The sequence below is a fragment of the Winogradskyella vincentii genome (genome assembly GCF_020166345.1).
Taxonomy (GTDB): Bacteria; Bacteroidota; Bacteroidia; order Flavobacteriales; family Flavobacteriaceae; genus Winogradskyella; species Winogradskyella vincentii.
This window is the reverse complement of the sequence record NZ_JAIUJS010000005.1, coordinates 12306-36942: the sequence shown is the minus strand read 5'-3', so window position 1 is coordinate 36942 and position 24637 is coordinate 12306. Positions and strand designations below refer to the sequence as shown.

The 24637-nt window shown below is 34.9% G+C and carries 27 protein-coding genes; 14 read left to right on the top strand and 13 right to left on the bottom strand.

Features of this window, described 5'->3' with window-relative positions; genetic code table 11:
- Positions 1-2: 2 nt before the first annotated feature.
- Positions 3-1073: a putative type IX sorting system protein PorV2 gene (locus LBV24_RS10770; protein ID WP_224478663.1), complete on the bottom strand. Its 1071-nt coding sequence runs from the start codon at positions 1071-1073 to the stop codon at positions 3-5.
- A 142-nt stretch (positions 1074-1215) separates the two neighbouring features.
- Here LBV24_RS10770 and LBV24_RS10765 point away from each other — a divergent pair, with 142 nt between their 5' ends.
- Together LBV24_RS10765 and LBV24_RS10760 are read left to right on the top strand one after the other, a co-directional pair.
- Positions 1216-1974 carry a CDP-alcohol phosphatidyltransferase family protein gene (locus LBV24_RS10765; protein WP_224478662.1) on the top strand — a complete coding sequence of 253 codons (759 nt, stop codon included), beginning with the start codon at positions 1216-1218 and terminating at the stop codon, positions 1972-1974.
- 21 nt (positions 1975-1995) lie between these two features.
- Positions 1996-2811 (top strand): TerC family protein, encoded by an 816-nt coding sequence (locus LBV24_RS10760; protein WP_224478661.1) that lies wholly within the window; start codon positions 1996-1998, stop codon positions 2809-2811.
- Here LBV24_RS10760 and lptB read toward each other — a convergent pair.
- The 4 genes from lptB to LBV24_RS10740 form a co-directional block, all read right to left on the bottom strand.
- Positions 2808-3548, bottom strand: coding sequence for an LPS export ABC transporter ATP-binding protein (gene lptB, locus LBV24_RS10755; RefSeq protein ID WP_114301231.1), 741 nt, complete (start codon positions 3546-3548; stop codon positions 2808-2810). The two genes, LBV24_RS10760 and lptB, sit on opposite strands and share 4 nt — an antisense overlap.
- Positions 3549-3621: 73 nt before the next feature.
- Positions 3622-3969, bottom strand: a complete 348-nt coding sequence (locus LBV24_RS10750) for a carboxymuconolactone decarboxylase family protein (RefSeq protein ID WP_224478660.1) — start codon at positions 3967-3969, stop codon at positions 3622-3624.
- On the bottom strand, positions 3962-4786 hold the full coding sequence (gene tatC / locus LBV24_RS10745) for a twin-arginine translocase subunit TatC (protein WP_224478659.1): 825 nt from the start codon (positions 4784-4786) through the stop codon (positions 3962-3964). The genes LBV24_RS10750 and tatC overlap by 8 nt, the downstream gene beginning before the upstream one ends.
- Complete coding sequence (locus tag LBV24_RS10740) at positions 4786-5751, bottom strand: KpsF/GutQ family sugar-phosphate isomerase (RefSeq protein WP_224478658.1); 966 nt, start codon at positions 5749-5751, stop codon at positions 4786-4788. The genes tatC and LBV24_RS10740 overlap by 1 nt, the downstream gene beginning before the upstream one ends.
- Positions 5752-5839: 88 nt before the next feature.
- Between LBV24_RS10740 and recQ the strand changes: the two genes are divergently transcribed.
- Positions 5840-8041 (top strand): DNA helicase RecQ, encoded by a 2202-nt coding sequence (gene recQ, locus LBV24_RS10735; protein ID WP_224478657.1) that lies wholly within the window; start codon positions 5840-5842, stop codon positions 8039-8041.
- On the opposite strand, the gene LBV24_RS10730 is transcribed toward recQ, so the two are convergent.
- Complete coding sequence (locus LBV24_RS10730; protein WP_224478656.1) at positions 8042-8497, bottom strand: hypothetical protein; 456 nt, start codon at positions 8495-8497, stop codon at positions 8042-8044.
- Positions 8498-8610: 113 nt separating this feature from the next.
- Between LBV24_RS10730 and LBV24_RS10725 the strand changes: the two genes are divergently transcribed.
- The 4 genes from LBV24_RS10725 to LBV24_RS10710 all read left to right on the top strand — a co-directional run bounded on the left by LBV24_RS10725 (position 8611) and on the right by LBV24_RS10710 (position 11101).
- Positions 8611-9543: a peptidylprolyl isomerase gene (locus LBV24_RS10725; protein WP_224478655.1), complete on the top strand. Its 933-nt coding sequence runs from the start codon at positions 8611-8613 to the stop codon at positions 9541-9543.
- An 83-nt stretch (positions 9544-9626) separates the two neighbouring features.
- Positions 9627-10334: a tetratricopeptide repeat protein gene (locus LBV24_RS10720; protein ID WP_224478654.1), complete on the top strand. Its 708-nt coding sequence runs from the start codon at positions 9627-9629 to the stop codon at positions 10332-10334.
- A gap of 117 nt (positions 10335-10451) precedes the next feature.
- Positions 10452-10901 (top strand): hypothetical protein, encoded by a 450-nt coding sequence (locus LBV24_RS10715; protein ID WP_224478653.1) that lies wholly within the window; start codon positions 10452-10454, stop codon positions 10899-10901.
- The gene (locus LBV24_RS10710) at positions 10901-11101 is read left to right on the top strand and encodes a helix-turn-helix transcriptional regulator (RefSeq protein ID WP_224478652.1); all 201 of its coding nucleotides are present in this window, start codon (positions 10901-10903) and stop codon (positions 11099-11101) included. The genes LBV24_RS10715 and LBV24_RS10710 overlap by 1 nt, the downstream gene beginning before the upstream one ends.
- A 1-nt stretch (position 11102) precedes the next feature.
- Here LBV24_RS10710 and LBV24_RS10705 read toward each other — a convergent pair whose 3' ends face one another.
- Positions 11103-11774 (bottom strand): SIR2 family NAD-dependent protein deacylase, encoded by a 672-nt coding sequence (locus tag LBV24_RS10705; RefSeq protein WP_224478651.1) that lies wholly within the window; start codon positions 11772-11774, stop codon positions 11103-11105.
- Between the two features lie 25 nt (positions 11775-11799).
- Here LBV24_RS10705 and LBV24_RS10700 point away from each other — a divergent pair, with 25 nt between their 5' ends.
- From LBV24_RS10700 to LBV24_RS10690, 3 genes are read left to right on the top strand one after another with little or no spacing between them, the layout of a single operon-like run.
- Complete coding sequence (locus LBV24_RS10700) at positions 11800-12456, top strand: TrmH family RNA methyltransferase (RefSeq protein WP_224478650.1); 657 nt, start codon at positions 11800-11802, stop codon at positions 12454-12456.
- 42 nt (positions 12457-12498) lie between these two features.
- Positions 12499-13026: an SRPBCC family protein gene (locus LBV24_RS10695; protein ID WP_224478649.1), complete on the top strand. Its 528-nt coding sequence runs from the start codon at positions 12499-12501 to the stop codon at positions 13024-13026.
- 10 nt (positions 13027-13036) lie between these two features.
- A complete protein-coding gene (locus tag LBV24_RS10690) occupies positions 13037-13399 on the top strand; it encodes a VOC family protein (protein ID WP_224478648.1) in 363 nt (120 codons plus the stop codon).
- 3 nt (positions 13400-13402) lie between these two features.
- Here LBV24_RS10690 and LBV24_RS10685 read toward each other — a convergent pair whose 3' ends face one another.
- Entirely contained in the window at positions 13403-14218 is an 816-nt protein-coding gene (locus tag LBV24_RS10685) for a carboxypeptidase-like regulatory domain-containing protein (RefSeq protein ID WP_224478647.1), read from the bottom strand.
- A gap of 243 nt (positions 14219-14461) precedes the next feature.
- Between LBV24_RS10685 and LBV24_RS10680 the strand changes: the two genes are divergently transcribed.
- Complete coding sequence (locus LBV24_RS10680) at positions 14462-16801, top strand: T9SS type B sorting domain-containing protein (RefSeq protein ID WP_224478646.1); 2340 nt, start codon at positions 14462-14464, stop codon at positions 16799-16801.
- A 5-nt stretch (positions 16802-16806) separates the two neighbouring features.
- On the opposite strand, the gene LBV24_RS10675 is transcribed toward LBV24_RS10680, so the two are convergent.
- The 4 genes from LBV24_RS10675 to LBV24_RS10660 all read right to left on the bottom strand — a co-directional run bounded on the left by LBV24_RS10675 (position 16807) and on the right by LBV24_RS10660 (position 20798).
- Positions 16807-18627, bottom strand: a complete 1821-nt coding sequence (locus LBV24_RS10675) for a DEAD/DEAH box helicase (RefSeq protein WP_224478645.1) — start codon at positions 18625-18627, stop codon at positions 16807-16809.
- Between the two features lie 204 nt (positions 18628-18831).
- On the bottom strand, positions 18832-19182 hold the full coding sequence (locus LBV24_RS10670) for a bleomycin resistance protein (RefSeq protein ID WP_224478644.1): 351 nt from the start codon (positions 19180-19182) through the stop codon (positions 18832-18834).
- Positions 19183-19332: 150 nt separating this feature from the next.
- Complete coding sequence (locus LBV24_RS10665) at positions 19333-20109, bottom strand: CPBP family intramembrane glutamic endopeptidase (RefSeq protein ID WP_224478643.1); 777 nt, start codon at positions 20107-20109, stop codon at positions 19333-19335.
- Positions 20110-20222: 113 nt separating this feature from the next.
- Positions 20223-20798 (bottom strand): non-canonical purine NTP diphosphatase, encoded by a 576-nt coding sequence (locus LBV24_RS10660; RefSeq protein WP_224478642.1) that lies wholly within the window; start codon positions 20796-20798, stop codon positions 20223-20225.
- A gap of 90 nt (positions 20799-20888) precedes the next feature.
- Here LBV24_RS10660 and LBV24_RS10655 point away from each other — a divergent pair, with 90 nt between their 5' ends.
- Genes LBV24_RS10655 through LBV24_RS10645 form a run of 3 tightly spaced genes read left to right on the top strand, consistent with a single transcriptional unit; the run spans position 20889 to position 24175 of the window.
- Positions 20889-22685: a glycoside hydrolase family 2 TIM barrel-domain containing protein gene (locus tag LBV24_RS10655; protein ID WP_224478641.1), complete on the top strand. Its 1797-nt coding sequence runs from the start codon at positions 20889-20891 to the stop codon at positions 22683-22685.
- Position 22686: 1 nt separating this feature from the next.
- On the top strand, positions 22687-23361 hold the full coding sequence (locus LBV24_RS10650) for a hypothetical protein (RefSeq protein ID WP_224478640.1): 675 nt from the start codon (positions 22687-22689) through the stop codon (positions 23359-23361).
- A gap of 4 nt (positions 23362-23365) precedes the next feature.
- The gene (locus LBV24_RS10645; protein WP_224478639.1) at positions 23366-24175 is read left to right on the top strand and encodes a zinc ribbon domain-containing protein; all 810 of its coding nucleotides are present in this window, start codon (positions 23366-23368) and stop codon (positions 24173-24175) included.
- Here LBV24_RS10645 and LBV24_RS10640 read toward each other — a convergent pair.
- Positions 24172-24558: a thiol-disulfide oxidoreductase DCC family protein gene (locus tag LBV24_RS10640; RefSeq protein WP_224478638.1), complete on the bottom strand. Its 387-nt coding sequence runs from the start codon at positions 24556-24558 to the stop codon at positions 24172-24174. The two genes, LBV24_RS10645 and LBV24_RS10640, sit on opposite strands and share 4 nt — an antisense overlap.
- Positions 24559-24637: the final 79 nt, after the last annotated feature.

Here is a 24637-nt window from a genome sequence, read left to right as displayed (position 1 = left end):
AATTATCTAAAGATACCAAAGTCTATTTTTAATGAAAAGACATTAGAGTATAAGGCTGCGCTTTGATCACCAATATCAGTAAAGGCGTAGTCTATTTGTATACCCTTATATTTAAAACCTACGCCAAAATTTGGTTGAAATGTTAAGGACTCAGAATTGTCAATTTGTAATTCATTCTGAAAATTACCAACGCCTCCTCGTAAAAAAACAAGATCTGTATATCCAAATTCAAACCCTAAGGCTGGATTTATACTTGCAAAAGAGGTTGATATGATATCATTATTTTCTTCAAATCTTACAATAAGATTAGTAGCCGCAAGTAATGAATAGTCATAATTGAAAATCCATTTTTTGGATACTCCAAATTGAAGTTTCGGGATGGTTATTTCAGTAGTTTCAGGTAATTCTTGGTTTTGTCCATCAACAGCGCTACTAATTTCCTCAAACTTATCTTCATCAATGGCCCAAGCATTATAAGTTGTGGTAATGTCTCTAGCCATAAGACCAAATTTCCAATCGTTATCAGTTTCAAATTGTATACCTGCATCAAGTCCAAATCCCCAAGAGGAAGCAAAATCACCAATAATTCGCCTTATGATTTTTGCGTTTACACCAAAATTCAGCCCATCTAATGGCAGTTTTCTAGCATAAGAAAAGGTAAGACCGTAATCTGCTGTGGAAAAGGTGCTGATTCTGTCATAATTGATATTGCCTTGATCGTCAATTAATTGCGTAGTATCTAAAATGTCATCTACACCAAATCTTATAAGTGAAATACCAACAGCACTTCTATCATCAAGAGGCATTGCGAAGGCTATATAGTTGTAGTTGGCAATATTAGCAAAATAACTAGAATGCATTAATGCTACCTGCTTATCTTCAATGTGTACGAGTCCTGCTGGATTCCAATATCCAGAATTTACATCGGCAGTATGGGATACAACCGCATTACTCATACCTAAGGATGCCGCGTCAACACCAATATTCATAAATTCATTAGAATATTTCCTTGTGGTTTGTGCTATAGTGGCAAGCGAGGTAAGTGTTAAGAGAATTACAAGGTAATTTTTCAACAGCAATAATTTTTTACAAAGATGCACAATATTTTCTATCTAATAAACTTCAAATACCAGTTCTTATTGTGTGTCAGCCATAATTTGCCGATTTATTGAGATAGGAGTTAAATAGTTTTTTATTTTTACGGAAAGTTGAAGAATGAATATAAAGAAACACATTCCTAATTTTGTAACTCTACTTAATCTTTTCTCGGGCTGTATTGCTGTAATATTTGCTGTTTATGGTAATTTTATAGTAGCAGCAATTTTTGTTTTTGCTGGTATATTTTTTGACTTTTTTGACGGGCTTTTAGCACGAAAACTTAATGTGCAGAGTCCACTAGGAATACAATTGGATTCATTAGCAGATTTGGTAACTAGTGGAGTTGTTCCGGGTATAATCATGTTTAAACTAATATCGTTAACTGTAGATGCTCCAGATTTTGCGTCTTATAATGACAGTTGGAATTCTGTGTTTCATTGGCAAGGATTTAAATTATCTGTGTTGCCATTAATAGGTTTTTTAATTCCATTGGCCTCAGCATATAGATTAGCCAAATTTAATCTAGATGAAGACCAGCAAACTTATTTTAAAGGACTTCCTGTACCTGCAAATACTCTATTAATCTTGTCATTTCCATTAATTTTAGAATTTCAAAATAATGACATCATGAATTCAATTATTATAAATAAGTGGTTTTTAATTGGTATTACTTTGATAAGTTGTTATTTGTTGAATTCAAAAATCAAATTATTTGCTTTAAAGTTTAAGGATTGGAGCTTTAGAGCCAATACTATGCGATATATTTTCTTGGTATTAAGTATTGTGACATTAATTATTTTTCAATTTGCGGCTATTCCACTCATTATCATTTTATACATAGTCCTATCACTTTCCGACCAAAAGAACATACACTAAAATTATAATCTAAATATTATTATGGCAGAAATCATTTTCACCCTACTCATGCTTGTTATGTTGCAAGCAGTACTTGGTTTTGATAATTTATTATATATATCGTTAGAATCTAAGAAAGCACCTGAACAAGAACAAAAAAGAGTTAGAAAGGTTGGTATTTTAATTGCTATAGTATTGAGAATTGTTCTTCTTTTTGTTTTAGTATCCATCATAGACTATTTTCAAGAACCATTTTCTTTCTTGACTGGTCATATTGAGAATGTATTGGACTTTGCTTTTAATGGGCATAGCATTATTGTATTAGCTGGTGGAGGATTTATCATTTACACGGCACTAAAAGAAATATGGCATATGATATCTGTGAAAGATTTAGATGTTGATGTTGAGGGAGAAAATAATGGCAGAATGAAATCTGCTAATGCTGCTATTTTTAGTATTGTAATTATGAATCTTGTATTTTCTTTTGATTCCATTTTGGCAGCAATTGGTCTTACTAGCGAGATTGAAAATTCAAATACAGCCTTTATTGTAATGGCTATTGCAATTGTTGCGAGTGGACTTTTAATGTTGCTTCTAGCGAATAGAATTTCTACTTTTTTAGCTAAAAATAGAATGTATGAAGTTTTAGGTTTGTTTATACTTTTTATTGTTGGTATAATGCTAGTAACTGAAGGAGGTCATTTAGCACATTTAAAAATATTTGGAAATGAAATCGTACCAATGAGTAAAACCACCTTTTATTTTGTAATTGCTGTATTAGTAGTGGTTGATGTCGTTCAAGGTCGTTATCAAAAGAAACTTTTGCAGGCAGAAGTTCCTAGTCAAGACAAAGTTTAAAACTCTAACTTCTTTTTTCTAAGTTCAAAATTTTGACCTAGGTAAACCTTACGAACCATCTCATCACTAGCAAGTTCCTCTGGAACACCAGCTTTTAATATTCCACCTTCAAACATAAGATAGGTTCTATCTGTAATTGCAAGTGTTTCTTGTACGTTATGGTCTGTAATTAAGATGCCAATATTCTTTTTGGTCAGTTTAGCTACTATTCGCTGAATATCTTCAACTGCCACAGGGTCAACACCTGCAAATGGTTCATCTAATAATATAAAATTTGGATCTGTGGCTAGAGCTCGTGCAATTTCTGTTCTTCTGCGTTCTCCACCAGAGAGTAAATCACCTCTATTGGTCCTAATATGCCCTAATCCAAATTCCTCAATTAATGATTCCATTTTATCGTGCTGTTCCTTTTTACTCAATTTAGTAAGTTGTAAAACACTTAGAATATTATCCTCTATACTCAGTTTTCTAAAAACCGAAGCCTCTTGAGCTAAATATCCAATCCCGTTCTGAGCACGTTTGTACATAGGATATTTTGTAATGTCTGTATTGTCTAAATAAATATTACCGCCATTTGGTTTAATGATACCAACTATCATGTAGAAAGATGTTGTTTTTCCTGCACCATTAGGTCCCAATAAACCAACAATCTCGCCTTGGTTCACTTCAAGAGAAACATCCTTAACTACTTTTCGTCCTCCGTAGGACTTCATTAAATTTTCGGCTCTTAATTTCATAATCTATTCAACAACGCTAAAAATAACAAAATCATATAGACAATTCTGCTAGTAGCAAAGATTTATTAAAAGTTTAACCTTGATTTTCAATAGCTTCCCAATATTCATGAGCTCTACGTAAATGAGGTATTACAATAGTTCCGCCAATTAAGGTCGCTATTCCTAACGCTTCACTCACTTCTGCTTTTGAAACACCTTCTTTATAGGAAGATTCTAAATGATACTTAACACAATCATCGCAACGCAAGACTGCAGAAGCAACCAAACCGAGAAGCTCCTTAGTTTTTTTATCTAATGCACCTTCTTGAAAGGCATTAGTATCCAAGTTAAAAATTCGTTTAACTACCTTATTGTTATCAGCTAAGATCTTGTCGTTCATCTTAGACCGATACTCATTAAATTCTTTTACTATGTCAGACATTTTTCATTTTTCTTTTCTGATTTCTAACAACTACTGCAGAAATATAAATACTAACTTGATATAATATTAAAATAGGAATAGCCACTATAACCTGGCTTGCAATATCTGGAGGTGTAATTACTGCCGCTAAAATTAATACGATTACTAGGGCAAACTTTCTGTACTTCTTCAAAAAGGCAGGTGTTACCAATCCGGCTTTTGTTAAAAAGTAGATGATTATTGGCAATTCAAAAACAAAACCAGATGCTATTGCTGATGATCTCACAATGGCTATAACTGAGCTTACATCAAACTCATTTGATATCATTTCACTTATCTGATAATTTGCCAAGAAATTAAGTGATAACGGTGTAACAATGTAATATCCGAAAAGTACACCTAGAAAAAACAAAACAGATGCTGTAAATAAAAAGCCTCTTGAATTTCTACGTTCATTCTCTTTTAATCCTGGACTAATAAAGCTCCATAGTTGATAAATTACATATGGAAACGCTATGATAAATCCGGCATAAATAGAGGTCCATATATGTGCTGAAAATTGGCCAGCAACAGTTCTGTTTTGAATTATAAATGGAAACTTATCTGCGCAAAATGTTGTGTCGTTAATTCCAATCAACTGAGACATTTTACAAAGCCCTTCATAAGTTGGGAAATCCATATTTGTTGGTCCAAATATGATAACATCAAAAATAAATTTCTTGAATATAAAAGCTAAAGTTGCCGCTATTAAAATACCTAATGTAGCTCTAATTAAATGCCATCTTAATTCTTCGAGATGGTCTAAAAAAGACATTTCGTCAATATTCTTTGTCGCCATTATATAATGCCCTCTTTGATTAAATCATGAAGATGTACAACACCTGCATATTTACCATTATGTTCTACAAGCAGTTGAGAAATCTCAAATTCTTCCATTAGTTCTTTTGCATCAACGGCCATTGCATCCTCAGAAATTCGTCTTGGATTTTTGCTCATTATATCTTTTGCTGTCAAATTAGAAATATCATTGCTTTTACTTAACATTCGTCTTAAATCGCCATCCGTGATAATACCAATAATTACGTCCTTATCAACAACGGCTGTAACTCCCAGCATTTTTTCAGTTATTTCAACAATGACTTCTTTAAGGGTTGCATCAAGCCCAACTTCTGGTTTTAAATTTTGCGAAGAAAGGTCGTTAACCCTTAGATAAAGACGTTTGCCTAAAGCTCCTCCTGGATGATACTTAGCAAAATCATTACTAGAAAACCCTCTCAATTCAAGTAAACAAATGGCAAGTGCATCTCCGATTACCAATTGTGCGGTTGTACTTGTTGTAGGTGCTAAGTTATTCGGGCAGGCTTCTTGTTCAACATAGGCATTTAATACATAATCTGCTTGTTGGCCTAGATAGGAATCTTTATTCCCCGTGATAGCAATCATTTTATTCTCAGCATTTTTAATAAGTGGCACCAGTACTTTAATTTCTGGAGTATTTCCACTTTTAGAAATACAGATTACTACATCATCTTTAAGTATTAAACCTAAATCACCGTGAATGGCATCAGCAGCATGCATAAAAACAGCTGGAGTTCCAGTTGAATTTAATGTCGCGACAATTTTTGTTGCTATAATGGCACTTTTTCCGATGCCAGTTATGATGACTCTTCCTTTAGAATTATAGATTAATTCTACAGCTTCTGCAAATTCATCGGTTAATAATTCTGATAAATGCTCAATGGCATCACTTTCTAATTTTATAGTACTTTTTGCAGTACTTAAAATGGATTGTTTAGTGTTCAAAACTAATTTTTATGGCTTTTTTTAGATTTAAAGAAATATGTTATCTTTAAACTTATTGCAAATGTATATAAAATACTAATAGGGATTAATGAGTATTGCAGAAATTGACTTACACTCCGCGCTAAAAAAATACTTTGGTTTTTCTGGGTTTAAGGGTCTTCAAGAAGAGGTAATTAAAAATGTGATAGAAGGTAACAATACCTTTGTTATAATGCCCACAGGTGGAGGTAAATCTTTATGTTATCAATTACCAGCACTTATAAAAGATGGCACAGCAATTGTCGTGTCTCCACTTATTGCATTAATGAAAAATCAAGTTGATGCTATAAGAGCTGTTTCTGAAAATGAAGGAGTAGCACATGTATTGAATTCTTCATTGAACAAAACAGAAGTTAGGCGTGTAAAAGATGATATAGTTAATGGTATTACAAAGCTACTTTACGTAGCACCAGAGTCATTAACAAAAGAGGAATATGTAGATTTTCTTAGATCCGTTCAAGTTTCATTTATGGCAGTTGATGAAGCTCACTGTATAAGTGAATGGGGACATGATTTTAGACCTGAATACCGCAATTTAAGACATATACTTAAGCGTATTGGAGATAATATTCCAATAGTTGGGTTAACTGCAACTGCCACACCAAAGGTTCAGGAGGATATTCTGAAGAGTTTAGGAATGACAGATGCGGTAACATTTAAAGCATCTTTTAATAGACCTAATTTATACTATGAAGTAAGACCTAAAACAAAAAATGTAGATGCAGATATTATTCGTTTTGTAAAACAAAATGAAGGTAAATCTGGTATCGTTTATTGTTTAAGCAGAAAGCGTGTTGAAGAGTTAGCACAAGTTTTACAAGTAAATGGCGTTAAAGCTGTCCCATATCATGCAGGATTAGATGCCAAGACTCGTGTAAAGCATCAGGATATGTTTCTCATGGAAGATGCTGATGTTGTAGTGGCAACCATTGCTTTTGGAATGGGGATTGACAAACCAGATGTGAGATTTGTGATTCATCATGATATTCCTAAAAGTATAGAGAGTTATTATCAAGAAACTGGTAGAGCTGGTCGTGATGGAGGTGAAGGTCATTGCTTGGCATTCTATGCCTACAAGGATATTGAGAAGCTCGAGAAATTTATGTCTGGTAAGCCTGTTGCCGAACAAGAAATTGGGCATGCATTATTACAGGAAGTTGTCGCTTTTGCAGAAACATCCATATCTAGGCGTAAGTTTATTTTACATTATTTTGGTGAGGAGTTTGATACTGAGACTGGTGAAGGTGGAGACATGGATGATAATGTGAGAAACCCTAAAAAACAGGTAGAATCAAAAAATGAGGTTAAAATCTTATTAGAAACCGTAAATAGTACTAATGAGAAATATAAGTCTAAGGATTTAGTACAAGTCATAGTCGGTAAATCTAATGCGTTAATTTCTTCACATAAAACAGATACTCAACCATTTTTTGGAATTGGTAAGGATAAAGAACCGCGTTTTTGGATGGCGTTAATACGTCAAGTTCTGGTTGCAGGTTATTTAAAGAAAGATATTGAAACCTACGGTGTTTTAAGACTAAGCGAAGAAGGAAAGATGTTCATTGCGAAACCAGTTTCGTTTATGATGGCAGAAGATCATGTATATGACGAAGAATCTAATGACGGCATAATAACTAATGCAAAGAGTAGTGGCGTTTCAGCAGATGAAAAACTGATGACCATGCTAAAAGACTTGCGTAAGCGAAATGCAAAACGTTTAGGTGTACCACCATTTGTTATTTTTCAAGATCCTTCTTTGGAGGATATGGCATTAAAGTATCCTATTACGATTGAAGAATTGAATAATGTACATGGTGTAGGTGAGAGCAAGGCCAAAAAATATGGTAGAGACTTTGTGGCTTTAATAGCAGATTATGTTGAAGAAAATGAGATAGTAAGACCTGATGATATGGTTGTTAAATCCACAGGTTCAAATTCTGCCTTAAAACTTTACATTATTCAAAATGTGGATAGGAAATTGCGTTTAGATGATATTGCATCTGCAAAGGGTATGGAGATGCCAGATTTTATTAAGGAAATGGAATCTATAGTGTATTCTGGCACAAAACTCAATATAAGTTATTGGATTGATGAGATTTTGGATGAAGATCAACAAGAAGAAATTCACGAGTACTTTATGGAATCTGAAAGCGATAAAATCTCAGATGCTGTTGAAGAATTTGATGGTGATTATGAAGATGAAGAGCTCCGTTTATATCGTATTAAATTTATTAGCGAAGTAGCAAATTAATTATTCTTCCTCGTCTTGTGTTCCCACATACTTTGTGAAACTTAAATCTCCTTTTTTAGTTTTTAATGTCAGTTCCGTAATTCTCTGGCTTTGTAAATTTTCAATATCAGATTCTTCAATCTGAAAATCAATTTTAGTAATAAAACGTTTTGCAACTTGAGATGGCTCAGATTCTAACTCTAGTGTGTCCGATTCTAGTTCCAATTCAAAATCATCAGACTTCATAATCAACTTTGCACCATCAAATGTTTTGTACTTAAATGAGCCAACAACGACAGTCTGAAAGAAATAATAGCCTCCAAGTTCATTCAATCCAGCAAAAAGTACATTAGAATCAGATACTCCAAATGGTGTGTTTTCAACCTCTGAAATTATACGTTCTATAGAATCAACAGGTTTGGTTGGTTTAGAATTACCTCCAAAAGCCGACTTTAATTTTGATAATGAAAATCCCATTAATTAAGTTTTGGCAAAACTAACTTTAATAACCGACTTCTCAAATATTCAGACTTAATTCGTAAATCATAAATCATTGATTATCTTTGCACCCTTAAATAAAAGACAAAACAATGCAAGACGGTTTATACGCAAAATTTAAAACAACAAAAGGAGAGATATTAGTAAATCTTGAGTTTGAAAAAACTCCTGGAACAGTAGGTAACTTTGTTGCCTTGGCTGAAGGTAATTTAGAAAATTCAGCAAGACCGCAAGGAAAGCCATACTATGACGGATTAAAATTTCACAGAGTTATCCCAGATTTTATGATTCAAGGTGGTTGTCCTCAGGGAACTGGAACAGGAAATCCTGGATATAAGTTTGATGATGAGATACATCCAGATTTAAAACATGATGCTCCAGGTAAATTGTCTATGGCAAATGCAGGTCCTGGAACAAATGGAAGTCAATTTTTTATTACCCATGTTGAAACTCCGTGGTTAGATGGTAAGCATACTGTATTTGGTAGTGTTGTAGAAGGTCAAGATGTTGTAGATGCTGTAGCTCAAGACGATACTATGGAGGCTGTTGAAATCGTAAGAGTAGGTGAAGCAGCAGAAAATTTCAATGCTATTGAAGCTTTTAGAACTTTTGAAGGAGAAAGAGAAAAGCGCGTTGCAGCTGAGCGAGAAGCAGCAAGAGCTGAATTAGATAAATTAGCAGCAGGGTTTGACGAAACAGCTTCAGGATTAAGATATAAAGTCATTCAAAAAGGGGATGGTAAAAAGGCAGAAAAAGGTAATATGGTGTCTGTACACTATAAAGGTCAGTTAGCTGATGGAACTGTTTTTGATTCATCATATAAGCGAAATCAACCATTAGATTTCCAAGTTGGTGTTGGTCAAGTTATACCTGGTTGGGATGAAGGAATATGCCTTTTAAATGTAGGTGATAAAGCACGTTTGGTGATTCCAAGTGATTTGGGTTATGGTGCTGCTGGAGCAGGTGGTGTTATTCCTCCAAATGCTACTTTGGTATTTGATGTAGAATTAATGGGAGTGAAATAATATCTTCCGTAACATTTTTATAATAGAATCGTCTCACTTTATAGTGAGACTTTTTTATTTTAACCAATCAAATCAATAATCAAATGAATTTTAAGGTAATAGGCTATTTTTTGGTAGTAGGGCTTTTTGTTATCAGTTGTTCTGGAGGCGTAGAGTTCAGCGAGACTTTTAAGAAAGAAACAGCAGGTAAGTACCAATACAATGAAGACGAACTCATATTAGTGTATTACAAAGATGACAAGCTTATATTAAATTGGAAGGAAGGTGTTTTTAAACCTGTCGTAACCGATACAAATGAAATATTTGTTGCTGACATGTATAAGAAGCTTCGATTTGTAACTAAACCAGGAACCAATGATCGTTATTTGTCTATAGTCTCAGAAGAAAACCCAGATTCTATTTCCTATGATTATTTAAAAGTCCCAGATTCATATAAAACACCAAGTACACATTTAAGAGAAGGGAATTATGAAGAAGCTCTAGCTGGCTACATGAAAATTAAGGAAAAGGACTCAACAAGTTCTTATATTAGAGAATGGGAGTTTAATAGTAAGGGCTATGCACATATCCGTAAAAAAGAATACGACAAGGCCATTGCTGTTTTTAAAATTAATATTGCATTGCATCCAAGTAGTGCAAATGTCTATGATAGTTTGGCTGAGGCTTATTTGAGAAGTGGTGATAGCCTTAATGCCTATAACAATTATAAAGAGGCTTATAATCGTAATTCTGATAATAAAAGGGCGTTAAATTATATTAACACATACAAGCCTAAAGATTCTATCCATTAGTTTTTAGTACATGTTTTAATCAGTTAAAGGATTAATATTTGGAAAATTCAATAATGTAAAGTATATTTGTCATATAGTAAAATAAATAAGACATAATATAAAATAGACTTTACTAATATGGATACTGATAAAATAATGGATTGTGAAAGAAAACGGCTTAACAAAATTACTCGGTTTAGATTGCCAAATCAATTTATAACAATTGGTTTATTGATTGCATTGGCCTCTATACTAATGATGTTTGTTAGAGCTTTTGCCATGGATGGAGAAACGGTATGGCTGAAGTTACTTCTCCAAAAAACATTACTCATTGGTATGTTAGTCATGTCTTTATCTAAGGATAAAATTGAAGACGAGATGACCATTAGTTTAAGAGCGCAGTCTTATGCAATAGCATTTATCGTGGGTGTTATATATGCACTTGTAATGCCTTATGTTGAGTATGGAGTTTCAAATGTTGTTCATTCGGGAGGTGAAGCTTATAAGGACCTAGGTGATTTTCAGGTATTGCTTTTTATGTTAATGATTCAATTAATGTTTTACCATACATTAAAACGCTATAGATAATGGAGAATACTATAAAGGTAGAACGTGCCATATTAAATATTACTCAAGACGAACTTGCTAAAAAAATAGGTGTTTCCCGTCAGACTATTAATTCAATAGAAGCTAATAGATATGTACCTTCAACTGTTTTAGCGTTGAAACTTTCAGAACTGTTTAATAAACCTGTAAACGATTTTTTTAAGCTAAGCGCCGAGGATTAATTTATAGGATATTGGTTAATTCCTTCATGCCTTCTGTTGCTGTTTTTGCAATAACCTTGATATTTGGGTGATTGACCATGGCAGGTTTCGGATCTATATAATAGATTGGGACGTTAGAGCTTACATAGTGTATTAACCCATTTGCTGGGTAAACCTGCATACTGGTTCCTATTATAAGAAGTATATCTGCCGTCAGGCAAATTTCTACTGCCTTTTCAATCATTGGTACATCTTCTCCAAACCATACAATATGTGGTCTCAATTGGTAGCCTTTATCGCAGGTATCACCAAGCTTTATATCTTCTGTCCAATATCTGATATCCTTAGGGTTACCCGTACTTCTAATTTTATAAAGCTCACCATGTAAATGCACAATATTATTACTGCCGGCACGTTCATGGAGGTCGTCTACATTTTGAGTAACAACAGTAACTCTATATTTTGACTCCAGATTTGCAATTGCCTTATGAGCGTCATTAGGTTCCACCTCTTTGAGCTGGCGTCTTCTTTGGTTGTAAAAATCTAAAACGAGTTCTGGATTTGTCCTAAATCCTTGAGGTGAAGCAACCTGCATTACGTCATGGCCTTCCCAAAGACCAGCATGGTCTCTAAAAGTTTTTACACCACTTTCGGCACTCATACCAGCTCCTGTTAAAACAACAATATGTTTCATAATGTAAAAATACTATTTTTGATAAATGGCAGATTTAAAACTTCTCGAATATCTAGAATCTTATCTCACTGAGCATAGAAGAGAGCGATTTGCTACAGTTTTAGAACAACGTACCAAATTTTTTACTGTTGCTACAGAAGATGTTTACCAATTGCACAATACTAGTGCTGTTATTCGTTCTTGTGATGTGTTTGGTATTCAAGAAATCAATATTATTGAAGAGGTAAATACTAAGCGTATTGATAGAGAAATTGCAATGGGTTCACAGAAATGGGTAGACCTTAACAGATATAACACAGTCAACCAATGCATCAAGGATTTAAAAACTAAAGGTTATCAAATAGTGGCTACAACACCGCATGCGGAAGATTGCGATTTAATTGACTTTGATATCTCTAAAAAATCTTGCTTCTTTTTTGGAAGAGAAACCGAAGGTCTCTCACAGCAGGTCTTAGACCAAGCCGACTGTTTTCTTAAAATTCCAATGTTTGGTTTTACGGAGAGTCTTAATATTTCGGTCTCTGCTGCAATTATTTTACAACATGTAACTTCCAAGCTCCGAAATTCTGATATTCTATGGCAATTAACGGAAGAGGAACGTATTGCAAAACGTTTCGACTGGATTAAAAAAACCATTAAAAACTACGATGCCATCGTTGAGCGATTTAAATCCGAATCGTAATTTTTCGTAACTTTAAAGAACTAACTATAAAATCAAGAAATTATGATGATCGCATTATATGTGGTGCTGGCCATTATTGGTATAATCGTATTACTTGCCTTAATTGCACCAAAAAAATACAACGTAAGCAGAAGTGTACAAGTGAATAAACCACTTGAAGAGGTGTTTAATTACATTAAATATGTAAAAAAACAGAACGATTGGTCACCTTGGAAAAAGAAAGACCCTAATATGAAACAGGAGTTTGAGGGAACTGACGGCGAGGTTGGTTTTATTTCACGATGGGAAGGCAATAAAGAAGTAGGTACGGGAGAACAAGAGATTACGCGAGTAGTGGAAAATGAAACCTTAGAAAGCCAGTTACGCTTCTTTAAACCGTGGAAATCGCAGTCTGATGCCTATATAACCGTAGATGCAATTGATGCAACAACCACCAAAGTAACTTGGGGATTTTCAGGGGTTAATAAACCACCAACAAACATTTTCTTCTTATTCTTTAATATGGATAAAACCGTGGGGAAAGATTTTGAGGATGGTTTAAGTCAGTTAAAAACAATTTTAGAATCTTAAATATTGAATTATGGTAGGTTGGTTTGAAATTCCTGTTAGTGATATGGGAAGAGCTAAACAGTTTTATGAAACTGTTTTTAAGGTAGAAATTAAGGAAGTAGACCTTGGTGGATTGATAATGGGATGGTTTCCAGCTCATAATAGTGGCTCTGGTGCTTCAGGGACATTAATTAAGCAAGACACTTACATACCTAGTCAAGAGGGAACATTGGTTTATTTTATGTCAGAGGACCTTCAAAATGAACTGGATAGAGTAGAAGGTGCTGGTGGAAAAATCTATCAACCTAAAACTAAAATATCGGACGAGCACGGATTTATGGGTGTCTTTATAGATACGGAAGGGAATAGGGTGGCACTCCATTCTAGTGCTTAAACCTTAGGCTCTGCCTTTCTTTTTACCCTTGTTACGTTTGTTGTTACGACTTATTACCTTGTATTCTTCGTAACATTCACTAATAGCGTCTAGTATCTGAAGATCATTTGCCGTATTGATAAAATCTTTGGAGTAGTTACATTGGTTCACAATTTCATCTAAATCGTACTTATTCACCTGCAATAACACGAGTAGCATTTCACGATCAAAACGTTTAGCAAGCTGACTTCTAATCTCATCGTCTTGCTTCATTTTTTTGAGTTTCCTCATTTCGTTAGGTTTCTTGCCAAACATATTATAGAGAAAATCAGCAGGATTAAAAATCGCTCCTAATACTTTAGTCGCAATATTAGGTCTTCCAGCTTCATAACCTTGACCAGGTAAACCAGATATTCTATAACGATTATTAGACTGAATAGGTACAGCCATCATATCAACTTTTAGATAACCAGTCAGTTGTAATTGCTTTACGGTGACTTCCTCCAGAGCGAGAGCAAGCTCCGTCATGGTAATTTCAGTATTACCAAATTTCAGCCAGTCATTGGTTACTCTAACTTTAATGGATTTATAGCCTAGGTATGAAAGTAATAATGTGTCATTAGCAACAGCCTTTATTTCAAAAATACCATCGTCATTTGTTGATGTACCAACAACTTGATTAATATTTACAATATTTACCTCGCTTAGTGGTGCATTAGTAGAACTACTAATAATCGTACCCTTAACGCGTGTAGGTAGTTTAGTATTGGTGCTGTCTTGGCTATAGCTATTAACTGTAGTAAAACATAGAAATAAGATCAATAAATATCGCATGCACATGTATTACGGTGTAAATGTAATAAACAAAACGCAGTTTGCTGTAGGACTATTACAGATTTGACTTAATATTAACAAGATGTCTATTTTACCGTTTATCGTTGTAGATTAACCTCTAATGTTAAGAATCACCTTATTTTTTACAATTGTTTGTATTTTCGTTTGAAGAAAATTGCATTAAATCTGCTTGCCATTTTAAAAAAATTGAAAAAGACGCTTTTAATATTATTGCTCAGTTTTAGCTTCATGCATTGTGTTTTATCACAAGGTGAAGCGGCAAATTGGTATTTTGGCGTAAATGCTGGTCTCAATTTTAGTTCTGGAGCACCTGTATTAGACTTAAATGGTCAACTTGCTACCAACGAGGGTTGCGGTTCAATTTCTGATGCCAATGGTGATTTGCTTTTCTACACAGATGGTATTTCGGTCTGGGATAAAAATCACAACCAAATGGCTAATGGATTTGGCCTTTTAGGTGATCCATCTAGCACGCAATCTGGTATTATTATACCATTACCTGGCTCTGAAATCATTTACTATATTTTTACTGTAGATAGTTCTGCTGGTGATCATGGATTTAGATACTCTGTTGTAGATATGAGTCTCAACAACGGAAATGGAGACATTACTGTAAAGAATGAAGAGCTTTTATACCCAAGTACAGAGAAAATTACGGCTATAAAACACGCTAATGGTATTGATTATTGGGTTATTACGCATGGTTGGAGTAGCAATGAGTTTTTAGCTTACCAAATTTCACCACAAGGCATTAATATAACTCCCGTAATATCTGCTGTAGGGACAGTTCATGGCACTGACAACCCAAATGCATTTGATCAAAAGATTGCCAATACAATTGGTTATCTAAAAGTATCTCCAGATGGCAATCGCATTGCTAGTGCAAAATTTGGTGCAGAAAGCAATGTGGAAATATTTAGTTTTAATGATAATACAGGTGTAGTATCAAATCCTATTTCACTTAACGATCAGTTTTATAGTAGCTCATCTGCCTCTGGTGCTTATGGTTTAGAGTTTTCGCCCAATGGTGATCTGTTGTATGTTTCGGATAAAAATTTCGATTTTCAAACAAACGAGGCAAGTTCTAGACTATTTCAATTTGATATACGATTTAACAACGCTAATGATATTATTAATTCAAAAACGTTGCTCTATGAAGGAGGTGATGAACTAGGTGGATTACAACTGGCACTCGATGGTAAAATTTATGTATGCAATTCAGGAAAAACAGCTCTTGATGCTATTAATAATCCTGATACTTTGGGTTTAGGTTGTGATTACGAGATTGGTGCTGTTGATTTAGGAGGACGATTAGTAACATTAGGTTTGCCACCATTTATTCAATCACTCTTTAATGCTACATTCACCATTAATAATTCATGCTTGGCCAACGAAACAACTTTTGAATTAGTTTCGGCAGTAGACAACGCTTCAGTACTTTGGGATTTTGGAGATGGCACAACTTCAAGTTTACAAAGTCCATTACACACTTATACTAGTCCAGGAATCTACACTGTTAATGTAAGTGCCTCAGTTGCTGGGCAATCCTTAGAGTTAACCGATGAGGTCATTATCTATGATATTCCAATAGCCAACACAGCAACGGATTACTATCAATGTGAATCTCATGATGGCAGTGGCTTAACTACCTTTAACCTCGACACCAAAATTGACGAAGTTATGGGTACGCAAGATGCTAGTGTTTTTTCAGTTCTATTTTTTGATTCTGAAGAAAACGCGATTAGTGGTCAAAACCCATTGGACTTAAATTATGATATTTTAGATTTTCAAACTGTGTATGCACGAATTCAAAACAACTTTAATCCAAGTTGTTATGATATTACTTCATTTAATCTGCAGGTATTGGATAGACCTGATATTATTGAAGAAGAAACATTTTATATCTGTGAAGATGAATCTATTGTCCTAACCGCAGATGCCGGATTTGATGCTTATTCTTGGTCTATAGGAAATCTCTCTTCATCTATTGAGATTAGTACGGCCGGAACCTATACTGTTGAAATATTTAAGAACCACAACACAACACCAAGCATAGCTTGTAGTACTACAAAGGTGTTTAATGTAATACAATCAGGCTTGCCAATTATCGCTGATGTTCAGGTTGAAGAATGGCAACGTCAAAACAGTATTACCGTGTTTACTGAGGGATTTGGTGATTACGAATATTCACTCGATAATTTCATTTACCAAGATTCTAACGAATTTTCAAATTTAGGTTTTGGTGATTATACCTTCTTTGTAAGGGATAAAAATGGCTGTGGTTTTGTTACACAAGCCGTTTCAATATTAGGTTACCCAAAATATTTTACACCAAATAGTGACAGTGATAATCCATTTTGGACCATAAAACTCCCACCTGACGAAAATGACTTTGAAATATCAATTTTCGACAGGTATGGTAAACAATTAGCCACACTCAATGCATCAAGAAGTGTTTGGGATGGTACTTATAATGGGAATTTAATGCCTACCTCAGACTATTGGTTTGTTTTAAAACGACCAAGTAAAAATGAAATCCGAACTGGCCATTTCACGCTAAAGCGATAATATTTTTATCTGCGTCTAGAACGTCTTGGTCTTTCTGAACCAGATCCTGAACCTGAACGTCTAGGTCTGTCCGAACCAGATCCTGAACGTCTACGGTCAGATTTTGGACCATCCGAACGTCTACCACGTCTTTCACTACGAAATCCAGAATCAGATGAGCGGTTTTTACCGCGTCTATCATCACTTCTTCTTTTGCCTCTTCCGCCACGATCGCGTCTACCGCCACCGCCTTTGTTCTCAGTGACTTCAACATTAACAAATCTACCGTTGTATTTAAAGTCCGTGAAGAAATCCAATACCTTTTTCTCCATGGCTTTATCGGTATTAAAGAACGAAAAACTATCCTTTACATCTACCTTAAACACATCGTCTCTACCAAGGTCTAAGACCTCTTTAATGAAATCCTTAAGAGACATCCAATCGTAGCCATCTTTGCGACCTACATTGATAAAATAACGGGTTTCATTAGCAGAAGGAGCTCGGCCACCACCATCGCTAGAATCAGTAACCGTAAGGTCTTTGGCCTTTTGGTAATAGTTATAAAAACGTGTGAACTCAACCGAAAAGAATTTCTTTATCAACTCTTCCTTGCTGGTATCATCAAACAATTCGTTGATGCTCTCTAAAAAGGCATCTATTTCATGGTTAATCTCGGTATTATGCATTTTATTAGCCAAGCTCATTAGCTGCACTTCGCATATTTCCATACCAGATGGAATATCCTTTTTCTCAAACTTCTTTTTAATGATACGCTCAATGGCATTGATCTTACGTAACTCGCTTTTAGCAACAATTACCATAGACACACCAGTTTTACCAGCTCTACCAGTTCTACCAGAACGGTGTGTGTAAGTTTCTATCTCATCTGGTAATTGGTAATTGATAACGTGTGTAATATCATCTACATCAATACCACGTGCGGCAACATCTGTAGCAACAAGCATTTGTATTTGCTTGTTTCTAAAGGATTTCATCACCAAATCACGTTGGTTCTGGCTAAGGTCACCATGCAATGCACCAGCACTGTACCCATCATCAATTAACTTTTCAGCTACTTTTTGGGTATCGCGTTTGGTTCTACAAAAGATGACAGAGAAAATATCTGGATTAGCATCTGCCAAGCGTTTTAGCGCCAAGTAACGATCTCTACCATTGACCAGATAATATTCATGCGATACTTGGCTAGTACTCTCATTACGGTTTCCTACTGTAATTTCAATAGGATCGTACATAAATTTTCTGGCAATAGTTGCTACTTCTTTTGGCATTGTTGCAGAAAACAACCAGGTGCTTTTTTCATCTGGTGTGTAAGATAAAATATCAGTGATATCCTCATAGAATCCCATGTTAAGCATCTCATCTGCCTCGTCTAATACACTGTATTCAATTTTGGAGATATCAACCAGATTACGGCTAATCATATCCTTCATACGGCCCGGCGTTGCCACAATAATCTGTGCACCACGTTTTACTTGTCTGGCTTGTTCTGTTATGCTTGCGCCACCATAAATGGCAACCACGTTTAAGCCCTTACAGTACTTGCCATAAAGCTTAAGCTCATTGGTAATCTGTAAACACAGTTCTCGTGTTGGCGATAAAATAAGACCTTGCGTTGTACGGCTATCTACATTTATTTTTTGAAGCATTGGAAACCCAAAGGCTGCCGTTTTTCCTGTACCAGTTTGGGCAAGTGCCACTAGGTCACGTTCTTCTGCTAAAAGGGTTGGAATTGCTTTTTCTTGTACTTCACTAGGTTTTGTAAACCCTAGGTCAGATACAGCATTTAATAGGTCTTGGTTAAGACCTAATTCTTGGAATGTACTCATTCGTTTAGTTGTATAATCGATTATATTATGTAGTGTTACATAAGAAGGGAACCGACATACTTTAACCTAAACTTCTTATAACACCTGTCCTAAACCATTTAGGACCTTTCGCTCAATAATGCCGCAAAGATAGACTTTTAATTTAATTGTATGATTTTTAGGTGTTTTATTGCCAATTGAGCTTAAAACATCCCTTTTTCTGATTTAGGCTTTTTGCCCAAAGGTTAAAAGATTGGTATCTGGGTCTAGAATAGAGAATTCCTTTTGTCCCCAAGGTTGTAGTTGCAGTTTCCCATTTGGGTGAATTTCTATGTTATGGTCTTGCAGTGATTGATATAAGGCCTCAATATCGCTTGTTCTTATATACACCATACCATAATTTTCTTTAGGATTAAGGTCTTTAAATAGAAAGAAATGAATCTCAATCTGGTCCTTTTTTAGCATTAAATATTCTGCATACTCATCACCAAGCTCCATAAACCCTAAACGCTGATAAAAGGCTTTGGTTATAGCCTTATCTCGCATGGGTAGTTTTGGATGGATTTCTGTGAGCATTTTTATAAGTTTATTTATAGTACAATTTTAGAGTGACGCTTATCGGTCTTGTGTATGGTTAGTTGCGTGTTTTAGCAACTAATTTAGTAAACAAAAACTTACGCGAGAAAATTCCGAAGGAATTTTCCAAATAAGCACTTGCCAGAGCAATTAATTATACACGTTGTTGGCTTTAGTGCTTTTACTGCCTTGTTTTCTCTTATCTCTGAAAAACAACCAAACACATAAAATTACAATTATTGCTACATTATAATAAAAACCAGATATGTTAGGTTTTATAAATCCACCAATAAGAAAGTTACCGACAACATGAGCTGAAATTGAAGCAATAAGTCCAAAATTTAAATAAATTAGACCAAATGAGAAACCATAAAAGATAATATAAATAATGTATATTAATGATATTTCTACACCTATGAATGAATTTCCAATATGGATTAAGCCGAAAATCAGAGAAGAAATAATTAACCCTAAATATTTTTTATTCTTTTGGTTAAAGAAATTTAATAATGTACCTCTAAATGTAATTTCTTCAAATATTCCAGCGCCTAGAGCCTTAATAAAATTCTCAATATTAAAAGCCAAAAAAATGTATACAAAATCCCCTGTTCTGATTATGGCGTAAATTCGATATGGTAATTGTATAATCAAGGCAAAGAAAATCCCAATTAGTATAGCCATAAATAAAGAAAAGTTTATTCCAATTAACTTCGGTGGATTTAAATTGATTTTCTTAAAATAAAATTTACTGACATAATAGGTTATAGCAACGTATACTCCGAGAGAAATTATTTGGATACTATGTTTTATATTATTTTCTTCTAAATCATATGTCAAGAACATGAGTATACCAGACAGGAATAGAAATAATACTGTTATTCCAAAAATGCTTAAATATGGTGAGAGATTTATTTTTTTTAATGGCATCGCAATTATTTTTTTAGCATTAAAGCCAACGGTTAGATAAGTTCAGTTTCAATTGAGTTTATCGGATGATAAGCGAAGTTAGGTTTTTCTCAGTAGGATTTCAATACGTAAACCTACGTATTTTGGAGAAAATTTATGAGTTGTTTTACAGCCAAGCCTCTATGGCCAATTTTATTCTTCTCAGCCAATGAAATCTCTGCAAAAGTTTGCTCATAACCTTGAGGCCTAAATACTGGGTCGTAACCAAAGCCTTGATCACCTTGTTTTTTCAAAGTAATCTCGCCTTTGCAAATGCCAGTAAACTCATGGTAGTTGCCATTGAGATGCAGGGCAATCACCGTTTTAAACTGCGCATTTCTGTTGGGTTTGTCCTTGAGATTATCCAGTAGCTTGTCCATATTATCATTGGCATCACGCTGTGGACCAGCATAGTGTGCCGTATCTACGCCAGGTTCACCATTTAGGGCTTCAACTTCCAAACCTGTGTCGTCTGCAAAACAATCATAACCGTAATGGTTTTTAATATGGTCTGCCTTTTGTTTGGCATTGCCTTCAATGGTTCCTGTGGTTTCTGGGATGTCCTCAATACATAAAATATCAGATAAACTTAATAGTTTTATATGCTGCGGTACCAAGGCTTGTACTTCCTTTATTTTGTTAGGATTATTGGTGGCAAAAACAAGTTGCATAAATGAGTATTAAATAGGATTTCAAAGATAATTTAATATTCGGTTAAGCGCTAAAAATTGGGTAGCTTTACATTTCATAAAAAAATTGATATGCGTTACATAGTCTTTAGCCTGCTTTTTTCATTCTTATCATATGCACAAACCACTGTAGAAAAGATAGAGGATCAATGGGTTTTAAAGGTTGATGGTGAACCTTTTGAAATTAAGGGTGTTACTTGGGGCTACGACAAGGATGTGGCCAATTACGACAGCTATTTTAAGGATTTACAATATTTAGGTGTCAATACTTTGCGCCTTTGGGCTACAGGCGAAAACACACCTGTTTTAATGGATAAGGCACATGCTCATGGGATGAAGGTGATGGTTGGGATTTGGATGCGTCATGGAAGACCTGGTATGGAAGACGATGATAGCTTTAACTACCTCACTGATAAAAAGGGCATAGAAGATCAATACAATAACGCCATAGAAGTTGTTAACAAGTACAAGGATCACCCTGCAACCTTAACTTGGGGAATTGGTAACGAAGTATATCTCAATATGGCTACTGACGAAGAAAAGTTGGTTTACTCCAAACTTTTGGAGCGTGTTTGCAGTGCTATAAAGAAGATAGATGCCAATCACCCAATATCCTCAACCGAGGCTTGGACCTTTGGTATGGATTGGTGGAGCAAATACGTGCCATCTTTAGATATTTATGGCCTAAACGCCTATGGTGCTGGTGCCAATTTCTTGCAGGAAGAAATGGAGAAACGCTATATTGATAAGCCTTACATTGTCACTGAGTTTGGCGTTATGGGTGAATGGGATGCCACAGAAGACAAGAATGGTATAAAAATAGAGCCTAACGATACGCAAAAATATGATGCCATTGCCAAGGGCTATAAGGATTGGATAACAAATAAAAGCAATTGTTTAGGTGTTTATGTATTTCACTATAGTGATGGGAAAGATTTTGGTGGTGTGTGGCTAATGACACATTTTAATGGCAGTTACAGACCACAATATTGGGCCATACGTGATGCCTATATAGGGAACAAACCAGAAAATTTTGTACCAGAAATCACCAACTTAAGTTTGCCAGATAAAGCCCTAGGCAGTGGTGAATGGGTTACCGTAGGTTTAGAAACTTCAGATAAGGAAAACGAAACTTTAGACGTAAGTTTTGCCTATAACCATCGTGTTGGGAGTAGACGTTATAGAAATCAGATTTTACCATTAAATCATAGAGGAAATGCTAATGATGGTTTTGAAATACAATTGCCCAAGGTTAATGGTAGCATAAAGGTCTATGCCATGGTGAAGGACTCCTACAACAATTTGGGTATTGCTTCTTCGTCTATTGTGGTACAAGATGCTATTGCCAGCGCCAATAAATTCTTGGTACCCAAAGTAGAGCTACCGTTTTATGTGTATAAAGATGATATAGAGATGCCATATTTCCCTTCGGCTTACATGGGTAATTATAATGCCTTGGAAATTGATATGAACCACACACGCGAAAAGCACTCTGGTAAAACTTCGATGCTCATTCATTATAAAGAACGTAGCGGTTGGTATGGTATTGGTTTGGTAGATCCAGCCAATGATTGGGGCGATATTTTGGGAGGTTATGACATTAGTGGTGCGAAGACCTTTAGTTTTTGGGCAAAGTCAGATTTTGGAGGTGTCAGTGCCAAGATCGGCTTTGGTTTAATTGGTAAGGATAAGACCTATCCAGATTCGGCCATTGAGGCTAAGGAAATTCCATTGGATTCTAAATGGCGCAAATTTACTATTAAGCTCAAGAAATCGGATTTAAGTTGCATTCGGTCAGGCTTTGTACTATTTGCCAATGCTTATGGTTCGCCTCATAAAATTTATATTGATGATATTGTGTTTGAGTAGTATGAAGAGATTCGTGTTATCGCTTTGTCTGGTATCTTGTTTTCTTTCTCAGAGTCAGATTAAATATGAGTTTGACTATGCTTTGGAATATGACTATTTTCAAGAGCAGGAATCAACCCGTAATCATAAGGTAACTTACTATACGAATTCAAAGACTAATGATTACTTTATGGCTGTAAGAGAAATAGATAGTAATAATTATAGGGTATATGTTCGTGATAATAAATTATTTACAATAATAATTCAAATGCCTAAAGACGATTTCAATAAGGCTTATGTTATAAACAACAATTGCGAAGGTGTTACAAAATGGGATGGAAAACGTTATAAGAAATCTGCTGAGCGCTACGTGTTTAAGTCAATTAAGGATACACTGTTAAACAAAAAGCAGTTGTCCCAATATAAAATTGAGACCTTACGGAAAGGCAGAGGAGTTAAGGATAAATCAGCCTATAGTTATTATATATTAGATGAAACTATAGAACATCAAATGCCCTTTTTTGAACCACCTCTTAATTATGAATTGTGGGTAAGGGACAAACCATTTTTAAATGGAATTATTGATGAATATGGTGCCTTTGACAAGAGACATGGTCTTAGAAAGTATAAGTTGGTGAATGTAAAAAAAGTCAAAAAAGTATTTCAAATTCCGGATAATTGTGAACAATTAAACTAATCGTATGCGTTTTAGATTAAAAGCAACATTTCTATTTCTCATTATAACAAGCTTTTGCCTAGCACAAGACTGGGTACAAACACTAATTTCTGGTATTGGAAGTATTGAATTTCCTTCAGATCCTGAAATATTTGACCAAAGTGGTGTTTTAATATATAAGGTTGAAAATGAGGATGCCTTTTATTTGGTGTCCATCACTCAAATTGACCCAAGCTATAATGACGAGATAACTGCAAATTTAGAAGACTATTACGAAGGTCATTTAGAAGGTGTAGAAGAAGCTTCAGGAGGTACGGTAACCTTTAAACAAGATATTGGTATTGATGGTGTAAGTGCCATTGATGCACGGATTTCGGGTGTTGCAAATCCTGAATTGCCAAGTTTACTTTTTAAACGATTTGTATATGTAAATTCCTTTAATGTTAGTGCAGAATTCAGACCTAAAAAAACCGATGAGCTTGAGTTCACTGCATTAAAGGATAGATTCTTTAACACATTGCAATTAGATGTCAGTGCATTAGGACCTTCCATGGTCTTAGATGGTGCAAATGCTGAAAAGGATGCCTTTAGAAAAGGTTATGAAATTGGCTATGTCATTGGTAGAATTGCCTTTTGGGTTTTTCTGGTCATCATTGCCATTTTGATATTCTATTTCATAATTAAGGCATTGAAACCTAAAACGAAAAAAGAACCAAAGGCCACAGTTTCAAAACCGATAACTAAGCAAAAGATTGAATGTACTAATTGTGGGAAATACAATAGTACCGAGGCTAAGTATTGTTCGCAATGTGGTTATACGCTGCCTAGAGATTAGTTAAAATCAATGGTACAGCTTTTAGACTTGCCAAACCATTTCACCCTATTTTTTGATGCTGTCTTGTAAATATAATCTCGTATCATTCGTGGTATAAACGCAAGGAGCATGGCAACAGGTTTCCATTTAGGGATTTTAGATACAATGCTTAGAAAACCATCGGAATGCGTGTTAGCACCATTTTCATCAATCAATATAACCGTGTCTAATTGCTGGGTTGGAAATCCATGTTCTAACAACAATTCTTGCCCATAACTAGATTGAAAAGCCACAAACTGAAACAAATCTTCAGGTGCAAATTTTAATAGCCAGCCAACAACACCATTACATAGGTTGCATTCGCCATCAAAAATAATTGTGTCCATAGAAATGTGCTGATTCATAATTCGCTAGTTTATAAAACAATAGACGTAAACTTGGTTTTAAACTTTCAGCATTAGAATTTTTAGCGATTATTTATGA